Here is a 21,691-nt window from a genome sequence, read left to right on the forward strand (position 1 = left end):
TCATGGCGCGTCCTCCCTCACCGCCGGACGTGAGGGAGGACGCCCGATGATCAGGGAGGCTGATCGTGGCGGGCTCCCAGCGCTTACCGTGGAGCCATGTCCAGCCCCGCTGAGCGGTACGCGGCTGCCCGGCGGCGGACCGCGCACCCCACGCTGTCGGACTTCACCGTCGGGCTGGGCTTCTCGCTTGACCCCTTCCAGGTGGAGGCATGCGAGGCGCTGGACGAGGGCTCCGGCGTTCTGGTGTGCGCGCCCACCGGCGCCGGCAAGACCGTCGTGGGCGAGTTCGCCATCCACAAGGCGCTGTCGGAGGGCCGCAAGGCGTTCTACACGACGCCGATCAAGGCGCTGTCGAACCAGAAGTACGCCGACCTCGTCGAGCGGTACGGCGCGGCGAAGGTCGGCCTGCTCACCGGCGACAACGCGGTCAACGGCGGCGCGCCGGTGGTGGTGATGACCACCGAGGTGCTGCGCAACATGCTCTACGCGGAGTCGCCGGCGATCGACGGCCTCGGCTACGTGGTGATGGACGAGGTGCACTACCTCGCCGACCGGTTCCGCGGCGCGGTGTGGGAGGAGGTGATCATCCACCTCCCGCAGGAGGTCACCCTCGTGTCGCTGTCGGCAACGGTGAGCAACGCCGAGGAGTTCGGCGAGTGGCTGGTCACCGTGCGGGGTGACACGAAGGTCGTCGTCAGCGAGGTGCGGCCGGTCCCGCTCTGGCAGCACATGCTCGTGGGCAACCGGGTCTTCGACCTGTTCGCGCTGCGCCCGGCGGCGCACGCGGGGGAGCAGGGGGAGAACCCCCGCGAGCTGTCCACCCGCGAGCGCGGCTCCTCGGTGGTCGACCCCGAGCTGGTCCGGTACGTGCGCGAGCACGAGCGCCGGATCGATTCCTGGCACGGCGGCGGGAACGGGGGCTCGCGCCGCGACTCCTGGCACAGACCGCGCTACCGGGCCCCCGCCCGGTCCGACGTCGTGGCCCGGCTCGACGCCGCCGGGCTGCTGCCGGCGATCACCTTCGTCTTCAGCCGCAACGGCTGCGACGCCGCGGTGCACCAGTGCCTGCTCTCCGGCCTGCGGCTCACCGACGAGGCCGAGCGGGCGCAGATCGCTGAGATCATCGACCGGCGCACCGGGTCGCTGCCCGAGGAGGACCTGCACGTCCTGGGCTTCTGGGAGTGGCGCGAAGGGCTGCTGGCCGGGCTGGCGGCGCACCACGCGGGCCTGGTGCCGGCATTCAAGGAGACCGTCGAGGAGTGCTTCGTGCGCGGCCTGGTCAAGGCCGTCTTCGCCACCGAGACCCTCGCCCTGGGCATCAACATGCCCGCCCGCAGCGTCGTCCTCGAGCGGCTGACGAAGTGGAACGGCGAGGCCCACGTCGACGTGACGCCGGGGGAGTACACCCAGCTCACCGGCCGGGCCGGACGGCGCGGCATCGACGTCGAGGGCCACGCGGTGGTGATCTGGGCGCCCGGCATGGACCCGTCGGTGGTCGCCGGCCTGGCCAGCACCCGCACCTTCCCGCTGAGGTCGTCGTTCCGGCCCAGCTACAACATGGCCGTCAACCTGGTCAGCTCCTTCGGGCGCGCCCGGGCCCGGGAGCTGCTGGCCTCCTCCTTCGCCCAGTTCCAGGCCGACCGCTCCGTGGTCGGCCTGGCCCGCGCCGCCGCCCGCCACGAGCAGGACGCCGAGGCGTTGGCCGCGCAGATGCGCTCCGACCGGGGGGACGTCGGCGGGTACGCCCAGCTCCGCCGCGAGATCGCCGACCGGGAGAAGGAGCTGTCCCGGGACTCGCAGGCCAAGCGGCGGATGGAGGCCGCCGAGGCGCTGGCCGCGCTGCGCCCGGGCGACGTCATCCGGGTGCCGTCGGGACGGCGACAGGGGCTGGCCGTGGTCGTCGACGCCGGGATCACCGACCTCGCCGACCCGCGGCCGCTCGTGGTCACCGAGGACAAGTGGGCCGGCCGGCTGGGCTCGGTGGACTTCCCGACGCCGGTCAGCGCGCTGGCCCGGGTGAAGGTGCCGAAGAACTTCAACCACCGCAGCCCGCACGCCCGCCGCGACCTCGCCTCGACGCTCCGCAACGCCCGCGTCGAGCACGAGCTGGGCGCGCGCCGGGTCCGGAACCGGTCGGCGGCCGCGGACGACCCGGTGCTCGCCGACCTCCGCCAGGCGATGCGCAACCACCCCGTGCACCAGCTGCCCGACCGCGAGGAGCGGGTGCGGGTCGCCGAGCGGTGGCTGCGCGCGGTCCGGGAGGCCGACGCCCTGCAGCGGAAGATGACCGAGCGCACCGGCTCGCTCACCCGCCAGTTCGACGCCACCTGCGACGTCCTCGAGGAGCTCGGCTACCTGGTGCCCGAGGCGGTGCCGCTGGTGCCGGCCGACACGCTGGTGGTCGGGGCGGCCGACGACCTGCCACTGGTCACCGACGACGGCCGTCGGCTGGCCCGGATCTGGTCGGAGGCCGACCTGCTCGTCGCGGAGTGCCTGCGCGCCGGGGCGTGGCGCGGCCTGAACCCGGCCGAGCTCGCCGCCGCGGCGTCGACCGCCGTCTTCGAGGCCCGCCGGGACAACCCGGCGCTGCCCGCCGTCCCGGCCGGGAAGGTGGCCGCGGCGATCGGGGAGATGCGGCGGATCCGGGCACGGCTGCACGACGTCGAGGCCGACCACGGCGTCCGCGTCACCCGCGATCTGGACCTGGGCTTCGCCTGGGCGGCCTACCGGTGGGCCGACGGGCAGAGCCTCGACCGCGTCCTGGCCGGCGCCGAGCAGGCCGGCACCGAGCTGTCCGGTGGCGACTTCGTGCGCTGGGCGCGTCAGCTCATCGATCTGCTGGACCAGCTGGCCAAGGTCGCCGACGAGCCGGTGGCCGGTGTCGCGCGGGCGGCCGTGGGCCGGATCCGCCGCGGTGTGGTGGCCGTCGCCGTCGGCGGCTGAGCGGCGAAACGCCGGAGGGGCCGGCACGTCGCCGCGTAGGGCATCATGCGTCCGACCGCGTTCGCAGCACGACGCGGGAGGACGCCGTTCCGGGGGAGCGACCATGACCCAGCCGCCGCAGGGCAGCCACGAGCCGGACCGCGACGCCGGCGACCAGGCCGATCCCGACCGCCACCCCACGCAGCCCGTGCCGTCCGTCGGCGGCCCCCACCAGCCGTACGGCGGCCCGGCCCAGCCCTACGCCGGGTACGGCCAGCCGCAGCCGGGCGGGCCCCCCGGCCCACCCGCACAGCCCCCCTCCCAGCCGTACGGCCAGTACGGGCAGGCCGGGTACGGGTCGCCGGGGTACGGGCCACCGCCGTACGGCAGCTCTGCCGGCGGGTACGGGCAGGCGCCGGCGAAGTCGCGGGTCGGCCTGATCGCCGCGGTGACGGCCGGCATCGTGGCCCTCATCGCCCTCGCCGTCGTCCTGATCCTCACCCTGTCCACCACGGTGCTCGACCGGAACGCGGTGGAGCAGGACGTGGCCGCCCAGTTCGAGCAGCGCGAGGGCGTGGCCGTGGAGCTGGAGTGCTCGGAGGAGATGGAGGTGACGTCCGAGGCGACCTACGACTGCACCGGGACCACCGCCGACGGCGAGGACGTCACGCTGCAGATCGCCGTCACCGACGAGGAGACCGCCGCCTACACCTGGACCGAGCCCTGATCAGCGGCCCAGGACGTCGGCCGGCCAGCCGAGGACGGCACCCAGCCGCCTGACCGAGTTGCCGATGCCGTGCCGGTCGGCCAGCTCCGCGAGGGCCCGGGGGTCGGCGGGGGAGCGGGGGAGGGCACCCTCCACCGGCGGCAGGTCGATCGTGGTCGCCACGGCCACGACGACGGGGGCGGCATCGAGGTAGTCCCCGGCGGCGTGCAGCTTCTTGAGGACGGCGGCGGTCAGCGGCGCCTTCGGGACGACGGTGCGCCCGGCGGCGGCGCGGATGCCGGCGAGGTCGCCGAACTCGTTGATCAGCGCGGCCGCCGTCTTGGCGCCCACGCCGGGCACGCCCGGGAGGCCGTCGCTCGGGTCGCCCCGCAGGACGGCGAAGTCGGCGTACGCCCTGCCCGGGATGCCGTACTTCGCCGCCACCCCCGCCTCGTCCACGAACTCGATGTCGGTGATGCCCCGCGCGGTGTAGAGGACGCGGACGGCCCGTGCGTCGTCGACCAGTTGGAAGAGGTCGCGGTCACCGGTGACCACGTCGACCGGCCCGCGGGCACGGGTGGCCAGCGTGCCGATGACGTCGTCGGCCTCGTAGCCGGGGGCGCCGACCCGGTCGATGCCCGCGGCGGCGAGCACCTCGACGAGGACCGGGACCTGCGGCCCCAGCTCGTCGGGCACCTCCTCGCCACCCTCGGGCGCGACCCGGTGCGCCTTGTACGACGGCAGCGCCTCGACCCGGAACGCGGGGCGCCAGTCGTCGTCCCAGCAGGCGACGAGCCGGTCGGGGCGGTGGGTGGCCAGCAGCCGCGCCGTCATGTCGAGGAATCCGCGGACGGCGTTGATCGGCCGGCCGTCCGGCGTGGTCACGCTGGTCGGCACCCCGTAGAAGGCCCGGAAGTACAGGCTGGCCGCGTCCAGCAGCATGGTCGTCACGACTCGTCCTCGCCGGCGCCCGTCGTTCCCGTGCCGATCCGTGCCGTGCGCATGGCCGGCCTCGCGAGCTCGTTCACGAGAGCGGACGGTAGCGGTCTGGCAACGATTGCGGGAAACGGTGCAGCCCGTCGTTAGTCTGCGCTGGTGGGAACCCCGACTTCACCGGCCGGAAGCGGCCTGGTCACGATCGACCGGGTGCACGCCGCCCGGGACATCGCGGCCGAGACCGGCGTCGACCTCCTGGTCCTGACGCCCGGATCCGACCTGCGCTACCTGTGCGGCTACGACGCGCACGCCATGGAGCGGCTCACCGCCCTGGTCGTGCCGCGCCGCGGGGAGCCGTTCCTCGTCGTCCCCCGGCTCGAGGCCCCGATGGTCGACGCGAGCCCGGCCGGGGGGCTCGGGCTCGACCTCCTCGCCTGGGACGAGACCGACGACCCGTTCGGGCTGCTGGCCCGGGAGGCCGGCGCCCGCCTCGGGACGACGCCCGCGCGGGTGGCCGTCGGCGCGCGGACCTGGGCCGAGCACGCGCTCGGCGTCCAGCGGGCGCTGGCCGGTTCGGCGCTGGAGATCGCGAGCCCGGTCGTGGACCGGCTCCGGATGGTCAAGTCCGCCGCGGAGGTCGAGGAGCTCGCCCTGGCCGGCGCCGCCATCGACCGCGTGCACGCCGGCATGGCGCAGTGGCTGCGGGTCGGCCGCACCGAGGCCGAGGTGGGCGCCGACATCGCGGCGGCGATCATCGCCGAGGGCCACACCGGCGTCGACTTCACCATCGTCGGGTCCGGCCCCAACGGCGCCAGCCCGCACCACGAGCTCTCCGGGCGCCCCGTGCAGGCCGGTGACCTCGTCGTGGTCGACATCGGCGGGGAGACGGCGACCGGCTACCGGTCGGACTGCACCCGCACCTACGTCGTCGGCGGACCGGCCGACGCCGAGGTGACCGAGTGGTACGCCGTCCTGCAGGCCGCGCAGGAGACCTCCACCGCCGCGGTCCGGCCCGGGGTGACCGCGGAGGAGGTCGACGCCGCCGCCCGCCGGGTGATCGAGGACGCCGGGTGGGGTGAGCACTTCATCCACCGCACCGGGCACGGCATCGGCCTGGACACCCACGAGGCGCCCTACATCGTGGCCGGCAACGACCTGCCGCTCGTGCCCGGCATGGCCTTCTCGGTCGAGCCGGGGATCTACCTCGCCGGCCGCTGCGGCGCCCGCATCGAGGACATCGTCGTGTGCACCGAGGACGGCGTCCGCATCCTCAACAACGGTTCCCGTGAGCTCGTCGAACTCCCCGGCTGAGCCGGGCGCGGCCGTGCCCGCCGTCGACGTCGACCGAGCACTGCTCGCCGCCCTCGCACGGGACGGGCGGGCCAGCTACACCGACCTCGCCGAGAAGGTGGGGCTGTCGGTGTCCGCGGTGCACCAGCGGGTGCGCCGCCTGGAGCAGCGCGGGCTGGTGACCGGCTACCGCGCCACGCTCGACCCCAAGCTGCTGGGCCTGCCGCTGACCGCGTTCGTGTCGATCACGCCGATCGACGTCGCGCAGCCCGACGACGCCCCGGCCCGGCTGGCCCACCTGTCGGCCATCGAGGAGTGCCACTCGGTCGCGGGGGTAGAGAGCTACATCCTCAAGGTGCGGGTGGCCTCGCCCGACGCCCTCGAGCACCTGCTCCAGGACATCCGCGCGGCCGCCAACGTCACCACCCGGACCACGGTCGTGCTCTCGACCTTCTACGAGGACCGGCCACCGGTCTGATGGCCGGCCGGCACCGGATGACCAACCGGGTCGTCAACCCGCTGCTGCGCCGGGTGCTGCGCGGCCCGCTCGGGCGTCGGCTCGGCCGGTCGCTCGCCGTGGTGCGGTACACCGGCCGCCGCACCGGCGAGCCGCACGAACTGGTCTGCCAGTACGTCCGGGACGGCGGCCGGGTGTGGGTCCTCGTCGGCGGGCCGGACCGGAAGACCTGGTGGCGCAGCCTGCGTTCGCCGGCGCCGGTCGACCTGTGGCTCGCCGGGCGGCACCATTCCGGGACGGCGGTGGCGGTGGTCGGCCGCGAGCAGCCCGAGGAGTGCGCACGCGGGCTGGCGGCCTATGCCGTGGCGGTGCCGCGGGCGGGACCCCTCGCGGTGCCCGACGTCGTGCTGGTGCGGGCGGACCTTCCCGGCAACTGATACTGGACAGCCGTTCGAACGTGTGTTCGCATGGACGTCATGCGATGGGATCGGCAACGGCTCGACCCGGACGAGTCCACGACGCTGCCGGGCATGCCGAGCATCCGCGGCCTGCTGCGCAGCGTCCAGGTGCCGGAGTTCCCCGGGCTGACGTTCCACGAGGTCCGGGCGAAGTCCGCCCTGAACCACGTGCCCGGCGAATCCGCGATGCCATTTCCATATACCATCAATCCATATCGGGGATGTTCTCATTCCTGCGTCTATTGCTTTGCTCGCAGAACGCATGAATGGCTGGAACTGGATTCGGGTCGGGACTTCGACACGCAGGTCGTGGTCAAGACGAACCTCGTCGACGTCCTCCGCCGGGAACTCGCGCGGCCGTCCTGGGCGCACGAGCACGTCGCCCTCGGCACCAACACCGACCCCTACCAGCGGGCGGAGGGCCGCTACCGGCTGATGCCCGGCGTCATCGGGGCCCTGGCCGAGTCGGGCACGCCGTTCTCCATCCTGACGAAAGGCACCCTGCTCCGCCGGGACATCCCGCTGCTGCGCGAGGCCGCGCAGACGGTGCCGGTGGGCCTCGGCGTCTCCCTGGCGATCTGGGACGACGCCCTGCACGCCGGCCTGGAGCCGGGAGTGCCGACGCCGCGGGCGCGCCTGGACCTGGTGCGCGCCCTCGCCGACGCCGGGTTGCCGTGCGGCGTGTTCCTCGCTCCGGTGCTGCCGGGCCTGACGGACGGCATCGCGGAACTGGACGCCGCGCTCGGTGCGATCGCCGCGGCGGGGGCCACCGGGGTCACCGTGATCCCGCTGCACCTGCGCCCCGGGGCACGGGAGTGGTTCATGGCCTGGCTGGCCGGCGCGCATCCGGCGCTGGTACCGCGATACCAGCAGCTCTACGCACGGCGGGCGTACGTCCCCGCCGAGTACCGCACCTGGCTGGCCCGCCGGGTGGCACCCCTGCTGACGAGGCACGGTCTCGACCGGCAGAGCGGCGGGACGGCACGGAAGGCGGTCGACCCGGCCGTCGCGACCGGCGTCCCCGGCGACTCCGAGGTCGGCTTCCCGGAGGGCAGCCTGCCGAGCACCGGGCTGCCGGGGGTCGGCTCGCCGCGGGACCTGATCTCGGGCGCACCGGATTCGGCTCCCGGTGGCAGCGAGCAGCTGACCCTCCTCTGACCCTGCCCCGACCTCCGTCCCGACACCGTTGCCGACAGTCGGACCTTGCCCACCGGGGTGGGCAAGGTCCGACTGTGCGCCGGGGCACCACCCCGCCCCGGGACGCCTGGCGCCCGGCGGGTCAGCCGGCGAGCCGGGTGTGCCGTCCCACTGCCCGCGCGGCCCGGACGACGCCCCGCGGCGAGACCGGCGGCGCCCCCGCGGCCAGGGCCAGCCGGCGGTAGGAGTCGTAGGAGAGGTCGCGGTAGGCCACGGCGAGCTCCTCGGCCCACGCCGCCCGGGACGGGGCGGACGTCGCGCGCAGATGCTGCGCGGTGCGGCCGGCGTGCTTGCTGAAGGTGGCCTGCAGCGCCTGGTTCGACAGCCGGCCGCCGATCCGCGAATCCAGGCCGGGCCCACGTCGCAGGGCCGGCAGGACCCAGGGACTGTCCGCCAGGGCCGGGAACCGGGCGCGCACCGCCTCCCAGGCGTGCCAGGCGGTCAGCGCGCCCGGAACCGACCACGCGCCGTCGTCGGTGGACACGATCAGCCGCCGTCCGCTGGGCCGCACCTGGTCCCGCCGCAGCGAGCGGAACGCCGCCACCGGGGCGGGCCAGCCCAGCGCCACCGCGCACCAGGCCACCGCCCGGAGGTGCTCGGGGTCCTCGGTGCGGACGCGGGTCAGGGGCCGCAGGTCCAGCTCGGGCGGGTCGGGCTCCGGTGTCGTCACCCGGGGCAGAGCCACGCCGCCGTACCGGGCCACCTTGCTGTACAGCGCCACCGTGGCCGGTTTCCAGCCGCGGGCGGCGGTGAGCGGCTCGAGGCCCGTCTCGCTCAGCTGGTCCGGGCCGAGTCCCAGCTCCATCGCCGCGTCGGCCAGGCGGCGCCACTGCGCCTCGTACCGGGGAGGGGCGTCCAAGCGGCGCCAGGCGCGGGCCGGCGGTGGGGCCGGCATGTCGGGCAGCGGCTGCTGCCACCCACCTCGCATGCACGAACACTACCGTTATCCCCAACAAACATGCGACCAGAATTTGTCGTCACCTGCCCAACGCCGGGGAACGGTGCCCTCCGGGCACCGCCGCAGCAACCGCGGGAGGCACGGAAGACCACGCGGGGTGACCCGGGGGAGTGGTGCCGCAGGCACCACCACTCCTGGCATCTCACTTGGGCATAACGGTCGACTCGCCGGAGTGGCGGCGGGGCGTCCGGCCAGCGGCGCACGCCGGGGCTGGTGATCATGGAGGAGGTGCGGACGATCGGGGTCGAGGAAGAGCTGCTGGTCGTCGACGGGGCCGGACGCCCCGTCCTGCTGGGCCGCACCCCGGGCACCCAGGTCCACCCGCTAGATTCCCGCCATGTACACCGCGAGCTGGCGTGACGTCGTCCGCCGTGACCTGTTCGGCCCGGCGCCGGACCCGCGGGACAGGCCGTACCGCTTCATCGACCGCGTGGTCCTCGTCCTCTTCACCGCGTTCGGCTTCCGCTTCGACGTCCGCGGCAGCCAGCACGTGCCGCTCAGCGGCGGGGCGATCATCGCGAGCAACCACGTCAGCTTCTTCGACTTCATGTTCGTCGGGTTCGGCGCGCTCCCACGGCACCGCCTCGTCCGGTTCATGGCGAAGTCCGCCGTCTTCGACCACTGGTTCGCCGGCCCCTTCATGCGGGCCATGCAGCACATCCCGGTCGACCGCAAGGCCGGTGCGGCGGCGTTCGAGTCCGCCGTCCGGGCCCTCAAGGACGGCGAGGTGATCGGCGTCTTCCCGGAGGCGACGATCAGCACGAGCCTCACCGTGAAGGACCTCAAGGCCGGCGCCGCCCGCATGGCCGTGAACGCCGGGGTGCCGATCATCCCGGCCGCGGTGTGGGGCGGGCAGCGGATCGCCACCAAGGGCCACAAGGTCCAGTGGCGCCGCGGCGTCCCGGTGACCGTGATCCTCGGCGAGCCGCTGGTGCACGAGCCCGGGGAGAAGCCGCAGGCCCTGCTGCGCCGCACGAAGGCCGCCATGGAGGCCCTGCTCGACGAGGCGCAGCGCAGCTACCCCGACCAGCCGGCCGGACCGGAGGACCGCTGGTGGCTGCCCGCCCATCTCGGCGGCACCGCCCCCACGCCGGAGGAGGCGGCAGCCACCGACTCCGTCCGGGCGGCCGGCAAGGCGGTGACGGCCGAGCGGCCGCACCCGCTCAAGCGGCTGGCGGCCCGGCTCGGCCGCCGCTGACTCACTCGACGACGTCGGGGGCCATCAGCCGGAACGCCTCGAGGTCGACGTCGTACCACCGGCGGAACCGCCCGATCCGCTGCATCCCGAGCCGGGTGCACACCGCCACGGAGGCCTCGTTGCCGGGGCGGACGACGGCGTAGACCTCGGGCAGCCCCGCGCCGAACCCCCGGTCGATGACCGCGCGGGCCGCCTCCGTCGCGTACCCGTGCCCCCAGGAGTCCGGGTGCAGGTGCCAGCCCACCTCGACCTCGCCGACCCCGTTCGGCAGCGGCTTGAGCAGCACGGTGCCGGCGGCGGCGGGGGACCCGGCGGGCTCGATCGCCCAGCAGCCGTGCCGCGGGTCCAGCTCGGTCACCGCCGCCCAGCGGGAGACGAGCTCCACGGGCGGGACCGACGGCGTCCCGCCGATCCACCGGGTGATCTCCTCCCGGGAGTAGAGATCGGCCAGCCGGGCCAGGTCGGCGGGGGAGGTGGTCCAGGCGCGCAGCCGCAGCCGCTCCGTGCGCAGCACCTCCAGCGTCGTCCCCACCGCCGGTGGCTACCGCCGCCGCCGGGAGGCAAACATCGTCCGGGCGGGTGCGTCCCCGCGCGCTGCTCCGCGCCGGTGCGAACGCCCCGGTCGGCGAGGGCGCTCAGCCCGCGAGATCGGCCACCGAGGCAGCGCGGGACTCCGCGGCCCGGACCTCGGCGGCGACCGGGTCGTGCGCCCGCTCCGCCCACCAGGCGCGCCCGATCTCCGGCAGCGACGCGATCGGGTCGTAGTAGGTGTAGCGCCGGTCGAGGGCCGCCTCGTCACCGGCCTCGATACCGGTGCGGTAGTTCTTGGTCCAGTAGCTGATGCCGCGCTCGCGGTCGTACTCGGCCACCTGGTGCACCCAGCGCTTGCCGACGTAGGGGACGTCGCACACGATCCGCGGGGTGGCGAAGCCGGGCAGGTAGCCCATGATGTCGTGCTGCAGCGTCTGGGCCCGGTCCAGCGAGACCCGCCAGTGCTCGGCGCTGGGGATCATGTCGCACATGTAGAAGTAGTAGGGCGTGATCGAGGCGCCGTCCTGCAGGGCGAAGCACAGGTCGAGCAGCTGCCCGGCCGTCGCGTTCACGCCCTCGAGCAGGACGCCCTGGTTGCGCACGTCCCGGACGCCGGCCGCGAGCATCGCCTGCGCGGCCTCCGCCACCAGGGGGGTCACCGACTGCGCCGCGTTGACGTGGGTGTGCACGGCGAGCGAGACGCCGCGCGCACGGGCGGTGGCGGCCAGCCGGGTCATGCCCGCGACCACGTCGCCCTGGAGCCAGTGCTGGGGCAGCCCCATGAGCGCCTTGGAGGCCAGCCGGATGTCGCGGACCGACTCGATCTCGAGCAGTCCGGCGACGAAGGCCTCCAGGTTCTTGAACGGCAGGTTGGCGACGTCGCCACCGGAGACCACGACGTCGCGGACACCCGGCGTGGCCCGCAGGTACTCGAGCATCGCGCCCTGGCGGTCGACCGGCTTGAGCTCGAACCTGAGCTTGGGGACGGCGGGGGTCGAGTTGCCCACCAGGTCCATGCGGGTGCAGTGGCCGCAGTACTGCGGGCAGGTGGACAGCAGCTCGGCGAGCACCTTGGTGGGGTAGCGGTGGGTCAGCCCCTCCACGGCCCACATCTCGTGCTCGTGCAGCGAGTCGCGTGCGGCGTACGGGTGGCTGGCCGCCGCGCCGGGCAGCCGGTCGGAGGCCACGGGGAGCATGTAGCGGCGCACCGGGTCGGCGAGCATCGCCGCGGTCGTCGGCACCTCGCCCGGGACCATGGTGTTGAGCAGCTGCGGGGGCAGCAGCAGCGACATCGTCGCCCGGCCGGCCTGGTCGGCCTCGACGTCGGCGTAGAAGGCCTCGTCGAGAAGATCGCCGTAGACGCCGCGCAGCTGCCGCAGGTTCTTCACGCAATTGACCCGCTGCCACTGGGCGCTGCGCCACTGGTCGGCGGTCACCTCGGCGAAGCCGGGCAACCGCCGCCAGTCCGGCTCGACGAGCTCGCGCGCCGAGTACTCGTAAGGCTGTTCGAGCACGGTCGGGCCTCCTGTCCGCCTGCGGGTCTCCGCACCTCGGGTGAGCCTACGGGAGAATCTTCGGCAAACCGAGGTATGGACGATAGGTTCTTCTGCATCGAACGGGTGAGACGGGAGAGACGGGTGTCGGGAACCGCAGAACGTGCGCTGGGCGTGCACCGGGTGCTGGAGCCGCGCGGCGCCCTCCCGCAGGCCGCCGACCGGCTGGACGCCGACCCCGCGATCGGCCCCGACGAGGTGCGGGTCGCCGTCCAGCGGCTCAACCTCGACGCCGCCTCGTTCCGCCAGCTGTCGGAGTCCTGCGCCGGGGACGGGGCGGCCGTCCGGGCGGCGGTGCTGGGGATCGTGGCGGCCCGCGGCAAGATGCAGAACCCGGTGACCGGCTCCGGCGGCATGCTGATCGGGGTCGTGGACGCCGTCGGGCCGGACTCGCCCCTGGGGCTGACGGTCGGGCAGCGGGTGGCCACGCTGGTGTCCCTCACCCTCACCCCGCTGCGGCTCACCGACGGCCTGGCCGGGTGGGACGGCCTCGGCGAGCAGGTGCCGGCCGCGGGGACGGCGATCCTCTTCGCCCGCTCGATCGCCGCCGTCCTGCCCGACGACCTGCCCGACGCCGTCTCCCTGGCCCTGCTCGACGTCTGCGGCGCGCCGGCCGCCACTGCCCGCGTGGTGGCCCGCGACCGCGCCCGCTCGGTCACCGTGCTGGGCGCGGCCGGGAAGTCCGGGTGCCTGTCCCTGGCGGCCGCGCGGGACGCGGGGGCCACCGAGCTGACCGGCCTGGTGCGCGACGGGGCCGAGGCCGCCGCGCTGACCCGGGCCGGCCTCGCCGACCGGGTGGTGGTCGCCGACGCCACCGACCCGCTCGCCGTCGCCGCCGCCGTCGGCACCCCGGCCGACGTGACCGTGGTGTGCGTGGACGTGCCGGGCGCCGAACACGGAGCGGTCCTCGCCACGGCCGAGGGGGGCACCGTGGTCTTCTTCTCCATGGCCACCTCCTTCTCGGCGGCGGCCCTGGGTGCGGAGGGGATGGCAGCGGACGTGACGATGCTGATCGGGAACGGCTACACACCGGGGCACGCGGCCCTGGCCCTGGAGCTGTACCGCCGGACCGCGGGGGTCCGCGCGCTGGTCGATCCGCGGGTGCGCCGGTGAGCGCCGCCGCGACTGCGACGGCGCCGACGGGCGGAGCGGGCGAGGGGGCGCGGTGAGCCTGCTGATCACCGACGTCACCGTCGGCGACCGGCCGGGCCGGGCGGTGCACGTCGTCGACGGGCGGGTCGGCTGGCTGGGCGATGCCTCCGGTGCGCCGGCCGCCGACCGGGTGCTGGCCGGCGAGGGCGCCCTGCTGACTCCGGCCTTCGTCGACGCGCACGTGCACGCCACCGCGACCGGGCTGGCGCTCACCGGTCTCGACCTCCACTCGAGCGTAAGCCTGCGGGAGGCCGTGGGCTCCGTGGCGGCGCACGTCTCCGCGGTGCCGACCGGGATCGTCCTCGGCACCGGCTGGGACGAGACCGGCTGGCCGGAGGGACGGGGACTGACCCGGCACGACGTGGACGCCGTCGTCGGCGACCGCCCCGCCTACCTGGCCCGGGTCGACGTGCACTCCGCGACGGTGTCCACCGCGCTGCTCGACCGCATCCCCGGCATCACCGGGCTGCCCGGCTTCAGCGCCGACGGCCGGCTGCGCCTGGACGCCCACCACGCCGTCCGCCAGGCCGCGTACGGCGCGGTGGACCCGGTGCAGCGGCGCCGCGCCCAGCAGGCCACCCTCGTCGCCGCGGCCGGCCTCGGCATCGGCAGCCTGCACGAGATGGCCGGGCCCGAGGTGTCCGGCGCCGACGACCTGGCGGCCCTGCTCGCCCTGGCCGGCGAGGAGCCCGGCCCCCGGGTGCTCGGCTACTGGGGCGAGCTGGCCGAGCGGGGCGGCCTGGAGGTCGTCCGGGCCCTCGGGCTGGCCGGCGCCGGCGGGGACCTGTTCTGCGACGGCGCGTTCGGGTCGCACACCGCGGCGCTCGGCAACGGCCCGTACACCGACCGGCCGGAGACCGCCGGCGCCCTGCGCTTCGCCAGCGGCCAGCTCGTCCACCATGTGCGGGCCTGCACGCTCGCCGGCATCCAGGCCGGCTTCCACGCCATCGGGGACGCCGCGGTCGCCCAGGTGGTCTACGCCGTCGAGACGGTGGCGGCCGAGCTCGGCCGCCCCGCCGTCCGCGCCTGCCGGCACCGGCTCGAGCACGTCGAGATGATCGACCGGCCCGACATCGAGCGGATGCGGGACCTCGGCATGGTCGCCAGCGTCCAGCCCGCCTTCGACGCCGCGTGGGGCGGCGACGCCGGCATGTACGCCGACCGGCTCGGTCGCGAGCGCGCCCTCGCTACCAACCCGTTCGCCGGTCTCGCCGACGCCGGCGTCGCCCTCGCGCTGGGCAGCGACGCACCGGTGACCCCGCTGGACCCGTGGGGGAGCGTGCACGCCGCCGTGGACCACCGGACGCCGGGCTCGGGGCTGCGGCCGTTCGACGCGTTCGACGCGCACACCCACGGCGGCTGGCACGCCGTCCGCGCCGAGCACCCCGCGGGCCCGCTGGGGGTGGGCGCCCCGGCCCACCTCGCGCTCTGGGCGACGCCGCAGACGCTGTCCACCGTGCTGTCCGAGCGGTCGCGGCCCACGTGCCGGGGCCTGCTCGTCGACGGCGAACCGATCGGAGACCTCGCATGAGCACCCTCGCGCTGGACCCCGGGCTGGTCGCCCGGGCACGGGAGCTGGCTGCCCGCGCCGCCCAGCCGGTGATCGACCTGGCGCACCGGCACACCACCGTGTCCGTCGAGCGCGCCGTGCTGCGGCTGGCCGGGCTCACCGGCACCGACCCGGTGACGGGGGAGGGGGCGGCCGGGGGCGGCGGGGTGGGTGGCAATGTCATCGACCGGGTGCCCTGGGCCAACCGCGTCGTCGACGCCGTCCGCGAGCAGGTGGGCCTCGAGTCCGGCGTCGCGCTCCCGGTCTGGCACGCCCTGGCCTCCGGGGGGACGCTCCAGTCCCTCGCCGAGCAGGTCGGCGCCGGGACGGCGCGGTTCGAGATCCCCACCGGCACCGACACGGAGCGGGCACGCGAGGCCGCCCGGGAGGCGGCGGCCCGGGGCATCGCGTGCATCGACGCCAACCGCCGGCGGCGCGAGGAGCTGATCACCACCCACGGCGATCCACCGCGCCGGCCGTGGATCTACCTGATCGTGGCCACCGGCGACATCCACGAGGACATCCCGCAGGCGCAGGCCGCCGCCCGCGCCGGGGCCGACGTCATCGCCGTCATCCGGTCCACCGGCCAGTCCCTGCTGGACTACGTGCCCGAGGGCGCCACCCGCACGGGCTACGCGGGCACCTACGCGACCCAGGAGAACTTCCGGCTGATGCGGGCCGCGCTGGACGAGGTGAGCGCGGAGCTCGGCCGCTACGTCCGGCTGACCAACTACGCGTCCGGCCTGTGCATGCCCGAGATCGCCGTCCTCGCCGGGCTGGAGCGGCTGGACATGATGCTCAACGACGCGATGTACGGGATCCTCTTCCGCGACATCAACCCGCGGCGCACCTTCGTCGACCAGCGGTTCAGCCGGATGGTCCACGCGCGGGCCGGGATCATCATCAACACCGGCGAGGACAACTACCTCACCACCGCCGACGCCGTCGACGAGGCGCACACCGTCACGGTCAGCCAGCTGCTCAACGAGACCCTGGCCAAGGAGGCGGGCCTGCAGGACTGGCAGCTCGGCCTGGGGCACGCCTTCGAGATCGACCCCGACGTCCCGGAGTCCTTCCGCCTGGAACTGGCGCACGCACTGCTGGCCCGCAGCCTCTTCCCGGACGCGCCGCTGAAGTGGATGCCGCCCACCAAGCACATGACCGGCGACGTCTTCCGCGGCTACCTGCTCGACGGCTTCTTCAACCTGGCCGGGTCGCTCACCGGCCAGGGCATCCTGCTGGTCGGGATGATGACCGAGGCCGTGGTCACGCCGTGGCTCTCCGACCGCGACCTGGCGCTGCGCAACGTCCGGTACGTGCTGAACGCGGCCGGCAACCTGGCCGAGGACTTCGCCCCGCCGCCGGGCGGGTTCATCGACCGGCGGGCGAACACCGTGCTCACCGAGGCCGTCGGGTTGCTGGAGAAGATCGCCGACCATCCCGAAGGCCTCATCCAGGCGATCGCCGACGGCACGTTCGGCATCACGAAGCGTCCGGCGGACGGCGGCAAGGGCCTGGAGGGCGTGGTCGCGACCGCGCCGGACGCCTACAACCCCGCGCTGGACCTGCTGGAGAGGAAGGTCTCCCGTGCCTGACGGGACGGTCGTCCGGCCGTACGGGGACACCACGGGGGACGGGATGGTGCAGACGTCCTTCACGCTGCCCGTCCCCGCCGGCCCGAAGGCCGAGGGCGCGGCGCTGCAACTGGCGAACAAGATGGGGCTCGAGCCGGCCATGGTCGTGCACAGCCACGCCATCGACCGCGGCTACACGTTCTTTGTCGTCTACGGCAGCGTGCGGCACCTGGTCGACCTCGACGCCGTCGTCGTGGAGGAGCGGGCCTACCCGCTGCTCACCTCGTCGGAGATCAACGCCGCCATCCGCAGCCGGCTCAACCGCAAGCTGGTCGTCCTCGGCGCCTGCATCGGCACCGACGCGCACACCGTGGGCATCGACGCGATCCTCAACGTGAAGGGCTTCGCCGGGGAGAAGGGCCTGGAGTACCTGCGCGAGATGGCCGTGGCGAATCTCGGCGCCCAGGTCACGGTGCCCGAGCTGGTCGCCCGGGCCCGGGCCGCCCGCGCCGACGCCGTGCTGGTCTCGCAGGTCGTCACGCAGAAGGACGCGCACCTGCGCAACACCCGGGAGCTCGCGGCCGCCTTCCGCGAGGCGATGGGGGAGGACCGGCCGCTGCTCGTGGTCGGCGGCCCCCGGTTCGACCCGGCCATGGCCGGCGACCTCGGCGTCGACAAGGTGTTCGGCCGGGGGACGACGCCCGGCGAGGTCGCCAGCTACCTCATCTCCGCACTCGTCCTGGAACGGAGCACCTCATGACCGACCCCCGGCTCGGCCTGACCGTGACCCACCGCCGCTACGTGCCGCACGCGCACGCCCACTACGGCGGCTCCCTGGTCGACGGTGCCTACACCCTCGGCCTCTTCGGTGACGTGGCGACCGAGGTCGCCATCGTGCTGGACGGCGACGAGGGCCTGCTGGCCGGCTACTCCGACGTGCGCTTCCTGGGGCCGGTGCGCGCGGGCGACGTGCTGGAGGCCACCTGCGAGGTGGTCCGGATCGGCCGGCGCAGCCGCGAGCTGCGCTGCACCGCGCAGGTGGTCGCGCGGGCCCAGCCGGAGCGGGGCCCGTCCGCCGCCGCCGTGCTCGACCCGCCGCTGCCGGTCGTGGCGGCGACGGCGACACTGGTCGTCCCGGAGCCCTTGACGGGCGGATAACGATTCAGCCACAGTAGCTCCCGCAGTCACCGTAGGTACGCACGCGGACGCGAGGAGTTCTTACAGTCGCTGCAGTTCCATCCGGGAGCACCGCGCCGCGCTCCTCCGGATCGAGCCGAGCCGCCCTCCGGCCAGCACCGGGTCGAGGGGGTGCCCGGCCGGCCCGGGGTCCGCGGGACGGTTCCCCCGGCGGGGCCCACACGGATCCGCGTCATCAGACAACGGTCGTGCCGCTCGCTGCCAGCGACCGGTCGTCCGGCCCGAAGACGCGGCGCCCGCGCGGAGCACCTGCCGGCCGCCGACGGAGTGGATGCAGGACCCCGTCCCCCCGGCCCTCCGCACGCGCAGGCCGGGTCCCGGGGCGGGACCGTGGGATGCTGGGTCAGGACCGTGGCGACGGCGCGGCGGTCCGGACCCCGTCCGACCGGCTCGGGGTACCAGGCCGGTTCCCGGGTCCCCCGGGCACCGGAGCGGGTTCCGGGAGGCTGTGGGTGCCGGCAGGGGCAGGGCAGCCGGGAGTCGGCACGCTGGCGCGGCCGCAGCCGCCGGCCGCGGGACCGGCGCAGCCCGGCGGGCGGACCGCCCTGCCGTGGCGCACGCTGCTCGCGCTCACCGGCGGCCTCGTACTCGTCCTGGCCTATCCCGGCTACGACCTGATCGCGCTCGCGGTCCTCGGTCCGGCCGCTCTCGCGCTCGCCGTCCACCGGCAACGGGTGCGCTCGGGCCTCTGGCTCGGCCTGGTGTTCGGGCTCGGCTTCTTCGTCCCGCTGCTGTCCTGGACGGGCATCTACGTCGGCGCCTTCCCCTGGCTCGCCCTGGCGGTCTGGGAGGCCGTGCACCTGGCCCTGCTGGGCGGCGCGACCGCCCTCACCTCGCGGCTCCGGTTCTGGCCGGTCTGGACCGCGGCGCTCTGGGTCGCCGACGAGGCCCTGCGGGGCCGCTTCGTGCTCGACGGCTTCCCCTGGGGGCGGCTCGGCTTCAGCCAGACCGACGGCCCCCTGCTGGCGCTGGCCGCCTACGGCGGGGTGCCGCTGGTCAGCTTCGCCGTCGCCCTCGTCGGCGCCCTGCTGGCCGCGGCCGTCCTCGCCGTGGCCCGGGCCCGGCGGGCGCCCCGCGGCACGGGGGAGCAGGACACGGGGGAGCGGAGCACGGCGCTCCGGGCCGGGGCGCTGCTCGTGGTGGGCGCGGTGGCGGTGCCGCTGGCCGGCCTGCTCGCCTGGCTGCCCCTGGCCGGACCGTCCCTCACCGCCGGCGGCCCCACATCCACCGTCGCCGTCATCCAGGGGAACGTGCCCCGCGCCGGCCTGGACTTCAACGCCCAGCGGCGCGCGGTGCTCGACAACCACGTCCAGCGCACCCTCGAGCTCGCCGCGGCCGTGGCGGCGGGGGAGCAGGAGCAGCCGGACGTCGTCATCTGGCCGGAGAACAGCTCCGACATCGACCCCTACACCAACGCCGACGCCGCGCGGCAGATCGACCGGGCGGCCACCGCGATCGGGGCGCCGATCCTGGTCGGCGCGGTCGTCGAGGGCCCCGGCCGCTTCATCAGCAATACGGCGATCGTGTGGGACCCCGCCGACGGCCCGGGGGACACCTACGTGAAGCGCCACCCCGTCCCGCTGGCCGAGTACGTCCCGGCCCGCGACTTCTTCCGGTTCTTCAGCGACAAGGTCGACCTCGTCCGGCGCGACTTCGCCGCCGGCGACGAGGTAGGGGTGCTCGACGTCGGCGGGGTCCGGATCGGCGACCTGATCTGCTTCGAGGTCGTCTACGACGGCCTGGTGGACGACGTCGTCGACGCCGGGGCGGGGATGATCGTCGTCCAGACGAACAACGCGACCTTCGGGTACACCGACGAGAGCGCCCAGCAGCTGGCGATGAGCCGGCTGCGGGCCGTCGAGTTCGGCCGCACCGTCGTCGTGGCGGCGACCAGCGGCATCTCGGCGATCGTGGCTCCCGACGGGTCGATCGTGGAGTCCTCGGAGCTGTTCACGCCCGACGTGTTCGTCCGCGAGATCGCCCAGCGGAGCTCCTCGACGCCGGCCCAGCGGCTCGGCGCCGTGCCCGAGTGGCTGCTGACGGGCGCCGGCGTCGGTGCCCTGCTCGCCGCCGCCTGGCCGGGCCTGACCCGCCGCCGGCCGGGGAGGACCACCGGATGACTCCGCGGGTGCTGGTCGTCGTGCCCACGTACGACGAGGTGGACAACCTCGAGTCCATCCTCGACCGGCTGCACGCCAGCGTGCCCGAGGCGCACGCCCTGGTCGCCGACGACGGCTCGCCCGACGGGACCGGCCAGCTCGCCGACAAGCTCGCCGCCCGCGACGACCGCGTCCACGTGCTGCACCGCGGCGCCAAGCTCGGGCTGGGACGGGCCTACGTGGCGGGGTTCCGGTGGGCGCGGGAGCACGGCTTCGACGTCCTCGTGGAGATGGACGCCGACGGGTCGCACGCCCCCGAGCAGCTGCCGGACCTCCTCGCCGCCCTCCGGACCGCGGACCTGGCGCTGGGCTCGCGGTACGTGCCCGGGGGAGCGGTGCGGAACTGGCCGGCGCACCGCCAGCTGCTCTCCCGGGCGGGGAACCGGTACACCCGCTGGGCGCTGCGGCTGCCGCTCAGCGACGCGACCGGCGGGTACCGCGCCGCCCGTGCCGAGCTGATCGACCGGCTGCCCTTCGACGACGTCGCCAGCCAGGGCTACTGCTTCCAGGTCGACTGGGCCTGGCGGGCCGTCCGCGCCGGGGCCCGCGTGGTCGAGGTGCCGATCGTCTTCACCGAACGGACCTGGGGCAGGAGCAAGATGAGCGGCTCGATCGTTAGGGAGGCATTGGTCCGCGTCACCGTCTGGGGTCTGCAGGACCGGCTGGCCGAACGGCTGCCGGGCCTCGTCCGCCCTCCGGTGCCGGCACGAGCAGGACGCAGAGAGGCAGGACAGCATGAGTGACGCCGTCGGACGGCGGGTCCGGACCATCGCCGGCCTGCTCGTGCTGGCCGAGCTGGTCGTCTTCGTCCTGGTCGCCGCCTGGATCGGGGTGGGCTGGACCATCCTCGCGACGCTGGCCACCAGCGCGCTCGGCTGGATCCTGCTGGCCCGCCAGGGCACCCGCGCGCTGGCCGACCTGCGCGAGCGGGCCCGGACCCGTCGGTCTCCCGGGGCCGAGCTGGGCAACGCCGGGCTGGTCGCCGCGGGGGGTCTGCTCATGGTCCTGCCGGGCTTCATCGGGGACGTCGTCGGCCTGCTCTGCCTCCTGCCCGGGACGCGGAACCTGGTGCGCGGGATCCTGACCCGCCTGGTGCTGACCCGGCTGCCCGCGGGCCTGCGCCCGCCGGTGCGGGTGGAGAGCGTCCGCACCGCCGAGGTACCGCGCACCGACGACCGTGGTCCCGGGACCACCGACGCCCCGCCCCGGGTCATCGAGGGCGAGGTCGTGCGCGGGCCCGACGGGCGGCCTCCGGCCTAGCGGCGGCCCCCGGGGCCCTGGCGGAGCACCCGGAAGCGCAGCGTGGTCCGGGCGCCGTGCTCCTCCACGCCCAGCTTCTCCAGCTGCACCGTCCCCGGCGGGATGCCGTCGAGCAGCCTCCGTCCGCCGCCGAGCAGCACCGGCATCACGTCGACGCGCAGCTCGTCGACCAGCCCGGCGGCCAGGAGCCCGCGGGTGAGGTCGGCGCCGCCGAGGACGGTCACCGCCCGGTCCCCGGCCAGCTCGGCCGCCCGGGCGACGGCGGCCTCCACCCCGTCGGTCACGAAGGTGAAGAACAGCCGGTCGTTGCGCTTCGGCTCCCGTTCCGGAGCCCGGTGCGTCACCACCACGATCGGCACCTGGAACTCGTAGCCGTCGGCGTAGCCGTCCGGGTCGGGAGCCATGTCGAAGAAGCGCCGGCCCATGAGGGCAGCGCCCGTCTCGGCCCGGGCCGCATCCAGGCAGGCGGAGTCCTGGAGCCCCTCCAGGTCGGAGTAGAGGGCCGAGATGCCGCCGTCCGCGTCCTCGAAGAACCCGTCCAGGGAGACGGTCATCCCGCCGATCACGTGTGTCATGCCGGTAGGACCGCGGCGG

The 21,691-nt window shown here is 74.9% G+C and carries 21 protein-coding genes; 16 read left to right on the forward strand and 5 right to left on the reverse strand.

The genetic code is table 11. The annotated features are described in order from the left end of the window. Positions 1-96: 96 nt before the first annotated feature. Positions 97-2,943 (forward strand): DEAD/DEAH box helicase, encoded by a 2,847-nt coding sequence (locus BM142_RS17035; protein WP_092201416.1) that lies wholly within the window; start codon positions 97-99, stop codon positions 2,941-2,943. A gap of 103 nt (positions 2,944-3,046) precedes the next feature. Beyond that, the gene (locus BM142_RS17040; RefSeq protein WP_092201418.1) at positions 3,047-3,649 is read left to right on the forward strand and encodes a DUF4333 domain-containing protein; all 603 of its coding nucleotides are present in this window, start codon (positions 3,047-3,049) and stop codon (positions 3,647-3,649) included. Here the strand turns inward: BM142_RS17040 and BM142_RS17045 are convergent, their stop codons facing one another. After that, on the reverse strand, positions 3,650-4,570 hold the full coding sequence (locus BM142_RS17045) for a 5'-3' exonuclease (protein WP_092201560.1): 921 nt from the start codon (positions 4,568-4,570) through the stop codon (positions 3,650-3,652). A gap of 153 nt (positions 4,571-4,723) precedes the next feature. On the opposite strand from BM142_RS17045, the gene BM142_RS17050 reads away from it, so the two are divergent. From BM142_RS17050 to BM142_RS17065, 4 genes are read left to right on the forward strand one after another with little or no spacing between them, the layout of a single operon-like run. Next, positions 4,724-5,875: a M24 family metallopeptidase gene (locus BM142_RS17050; protein ID WP_254791029.1), complete on the forward strand. Its 1,152-nt coding sequence runs from the start codon at positions 4,724-4,726 to the stop codon at positions 5,873-5,875. Then, positions 5,850-6,332, forward strand: a complete 483-nt coding sequence (locus tag BM142_RS17055; RefSeq protein WP_092201420.1) for an Lrp/AsnC family transcriptional regulator — start codon at positions 5,850-5,852, stop codon at positions 6,330-6,332. Before BM142_RS17050 ends, BM142_RS17055 begins: the two co-directional genes overlap by 26 nt. Further along, complete coding sequence (locus tag BM142_RS17060; RefSeq protein WP_217640764.1) at positions 6,332-6,748, forward strand: nitroreductase/quinone reductase family protein; 417 nt, start codon at positions 6,332-6,334, stop codon at positions 6,746-6,748. Before BM142_RS17055 ends, BM142_RS17060 begins: the two co-directional genes overlap by 1 nt. Before the next feature lie 30 nt (positions 6,749-6,778). After that, on the forward strand, positions 6,779-7,927 hold the full coding sequence (locus BM142_RS17065) for an Rv2578c family radical SAM protein (RefSeq protein ID WP_254791030.1): 1,149 nt from the start codon (positions 6,779-6,781) through the stop codon (positions 7,925-7,927). A gap of 121 nt (positions 7,928-8,048) precedes the next feature. Here BM142_RS17065 and BM142_RS17070 read toward each other — a convergent pair whose 3' ends face one another. Further along, the gene (locus BM142_RS17070; RefSeq protein ID WP_092201422.1) at positions 8,049-8,894 is read right to left on the reverse strand and encodes a hypothetical protein; all 846 of its coding nucleotides are present in this window, start codon (positions 8,892-8,894) and stop codon (positions 8,049-8,051) included. A 243-nt stretch (positions 8,895-9,137) separates the two neighbouring features. Between BM142_RS17070 and BM142_RS24630 the strand changes: the two genes are divergently transcribed. Together BM142_RS24630 and BM142_RS17075 are read left to right on the forward strand one after the other, a co-directional pair. After that, positions 9,138-9,284: a hypothetical protein gene (locus BM142_RS24630; protein ID WP_175527321.1), complete on the forward strand. Its 147-nt coding sequence runs from the start codon at positions 9,138-9,140 to the stop codon at positions 9,282-9,284. Continuing rightward, positions 9,262-10,122 carry a lysophospholipid acyltransferase family protein gene (locus tag BM142_RS17075; protein WP_092201424.1) on the forward strand — a complete coding sequence of 287 codons (861 nt, stop codon included), beginning with the start codon at positions 9,262-9,264 and terminating at the stop codon, positions 10,120-10,122. The genes BM142_RS24630 and BM142_RS17075 overlap by 23 nt, the downstream gene beginning before the upstream one ends. A 1-nt stretch (position 10,123) precedes the next feature. Here the strand turns inward: BM142_RS17075 and BM142_RS17080 are convergent, their stop codons facing one another. Both BM142_RS17080 and BM142_RS17085 read right to left on the reverse strand, forming a co-directional pair. Then, positions 10,124-10,654 (reverse strand): GNAT family N-acetyltransferase, encoded by a 531-nt coding sequence (locus tag BM142_RS17080; protein WP_254791031.1) that lies wholly within the window; start codon positions 10,652-10,654, stop codon positions 10,124-10,126. A 103-nt stretch (positions 10,655-10,757) separates the two neighbouring features. Next, positions 10,758-12,167 carry a KamA family radical SAM protein gene (locus BM142_RS17085; protein WP_092201426.1) on the reverse strand — a complete coding sequence of 470 codons (1,410 nt, stop codon included), beginning with the start codon at positions 12,165-12,167 and terminating at the stop codon, positions 10,758-10,760. 123 nt (positions 12,168-12,290) lie between these two features. Here BM142_RS17085 and kdd point away from each other — a divergent pair, with 123 nt between their 5' ends. The 8 genes from kdd (at position 12,291) to BM142_RS17125 (ending at position 21,097) form a co-directional block, all read left to right on the forward strand. Next, a complete protein-coding gene (gene kdd, locus BM142_RS17090; RefSeq protein ID WP_217640765.1) occupies positions 12,291-13,319 on the forward strand; it encodes an L-erythro-3,5-diaminohexanoate dehydrogenase in 1,029 nt (342 codons plus the stop codon). Between the two features lie 52 nt (positions 13,320-13,371). Next, on the forward strand, positions 13,372-14,889 hold the full coding sequence (locus BM142_RS17095) for an amidohydrolase (RefSeq protein ID WP_254791032.1): 1,518 nt from the start codon (positions 13,372-13,374) through the stop codon (positions 14,887-14,889). Next, entirely contained in the window at positions 14,886-16,502 is a 1,617-nt protein-coding gene (kamD, locus tag BM142_RS17100; protein ID WP_092201430.1) for a lysine 5,6-aminomutase subunit alpha, read from the forward strand. The genes BM142_RS17095 and kamD overlap by 4 nt, the downstream gene beginning before the upstream one ends. Next, positions 16,495-17,241, forward strand: a complete 747-nt coding sequence (kamE, locus tag BM142_RS17105; protein WP_092201432.1) for a lysine 5,6-aminomutase subunit beta — start codon at positions 16,495-16,497, stop codon at positions 17,239-17,241. Before kamD ends, kamE begins: the two co-directional genes overlap by 8 nt. Then, positions 17,238-17,639: a 3-aminobutyryl-CoA ammonia lyase gene (kal, locus tag BM142_RS17110; protein WP_092201434.1), complete on the forward strand. Its 402-nt coding sequence runs from the start codon at positions 17,238-17,240 to the stop codon at positions 17,637-17,639. Before kamE ends, kal begins: the two co-directional genes overlap by 4 nt. Positions 17,640-18,130: 491 nt before the next feature. Further along, positions 18,131-19,798 (forward strand): apolipoprotein N-acyltransferase, encoded by a 1,668-nt coding sequence (gene lnt, locus BM142_RS17115; protein WP_254791033.1) that lies wholly within the window; start codon positions 18,131-18,133, stop codon positions 19,796-19,798. After that, complete coding sequence (locus BM142_RS17120) at positions 19,795-20,580, forward strand: polyprenol monophosphomannose synthase (RefSeq protein ID WP_092201438.1); 786 nt, start codon at positions 19,795-19,797, stop codon at positions 20,578-20,580. The genes lnt and BM142_RS17120 overlap by 4 nt, the downstream gene beginning before the upstream one ends. Beyond that, complete coding sequence (locus tag BM142_RS17125; protein ID WP_092201440.1) at positions 20,573-21,097, forward strand: FxsA family protein; 525 nt, start codon at positions 20,573-20,575, stop codon at positions 21,095-21,097. Before BM142_RS17120 ends, BM142_RS17125 begins: the two co-directional genes overlap by 8 nt. Here the strand turns inward: BM142_RS17125 and BM142_RS17130 are convergent. Continuing rightward, positions 21,094-21,672 carry a dihydrofolate reductase family protein gene (locus BM142_RS17130; protein ID WP_092201442.1) on the reverse strand — a complete coding sequence of 193 codons (579 nt, stop codon included), beginning with the start codon at positions 21,670-21,672 and terminating at the stop codon, positions 21,094-21,096. The genes BM142_RS17125 and BM142_RS17130 overlap by 4 nt on opposite strands. Positions 21,673-21,691 lie beyond the last annotated feature (19 nt).

It is taken from the genome of Blastococcus tunisiensis (assembly GCF_900112815.1).
Classification (GTDB): domain Bacteria; phylum Actinomycetota; class Actinomycetes; order Mycobacteriales; family Geodermatophilaceae; genus Blastococcus_B; species Blastococcus_B tunisiensis.

Excerpts from the sequence above, each read along its gene's own strand:
- BM142_RS17060 (WP_217640764.1), top strand. The coding sequence starts at position 6,332 with ATGGCCGGCCGGCACCGGATGACCAACCGGGTCGTCAACCCGCTGCTG.
- BM142_RS17075 (WP_092201424.1), top strand. The coding sequence starts at position 9,262 with ATGTACACCGCGAGCTGGCGTGACGTCGTCCGCCGTGACCTGTTCGGC.
- BM142_RS17040 (WP_092201418.1), top strand. The coding sequence starts at position 3,047 with ATGACCCAGCCGCCGCAGGGCAGCCACGAGCCGGACCGCGACGCCGGC.
- kamD (WP_092201430.1), top strand. The coding sequence starts at position 14,886 with ATGAGCACCCTCGCGCTGGACCCCGGGCTGGTCGCCCGGGCACGGGAG.
- BM142_RS17045 (WP_092201560.1), bottom strand. The coding sequence starts at position 4,570 with ATGCTGCTGGACGCGGCCAGCCTGTACTTCCGGGCCTTCTACGGGGTG.
- BM142_RS17130 (WP_092201442.1), bottom strand. The coding sequence starts at position 21,672 with ATGACACACGTGATCGGCGGGATGACCGTCTCCCTGGACGGGTTCTTC.
- BM142_RS17070 (WP_092201422.1), bottom strand. The coding sequence starts at position 8,894 with ATGCGAGGTGGGTGGCAGCAGCCGCTGCCCGACATGCCGGCCCCACCG.
- kal (WP_092201434.1), top strand. The coding sequence starts at position 17,238 with ATGACCGACCCCCGGCTCGGCCTGACCGTGACCCACCGCCGCTACGTG.
- BM142_RS17035 (WP_092201416.1), top strand. The coding sequence starts at position 97 with ATGTCCAGCCCCGCTGAGCGGTACGCGGCTGCCCGGCGGCGGACCGCG.
- BM142_RS17120 (WP_092201438.1), top strand. The coding sequence starts at position 19,795 with ATGACTCCGCGGGTGCTGGTCGTCGTGCCCACGTACGACGAGGTGGAC.
- BM142_RS17065 (WP_254791030.1), top strand. The coding sequence starts at position 6,779 with ATGGACGTCATGCGATGGGATCGGCAACGGCTCGACCCGGACGAGTCC.
- BM142_RS17125 (WP_092201440.1), top strand. The coding sequence starts at position 20,573 with ATGAGTGACGCCGTCGGACGGCGGGTCCGGACCATCGCCGGCCTGCTC.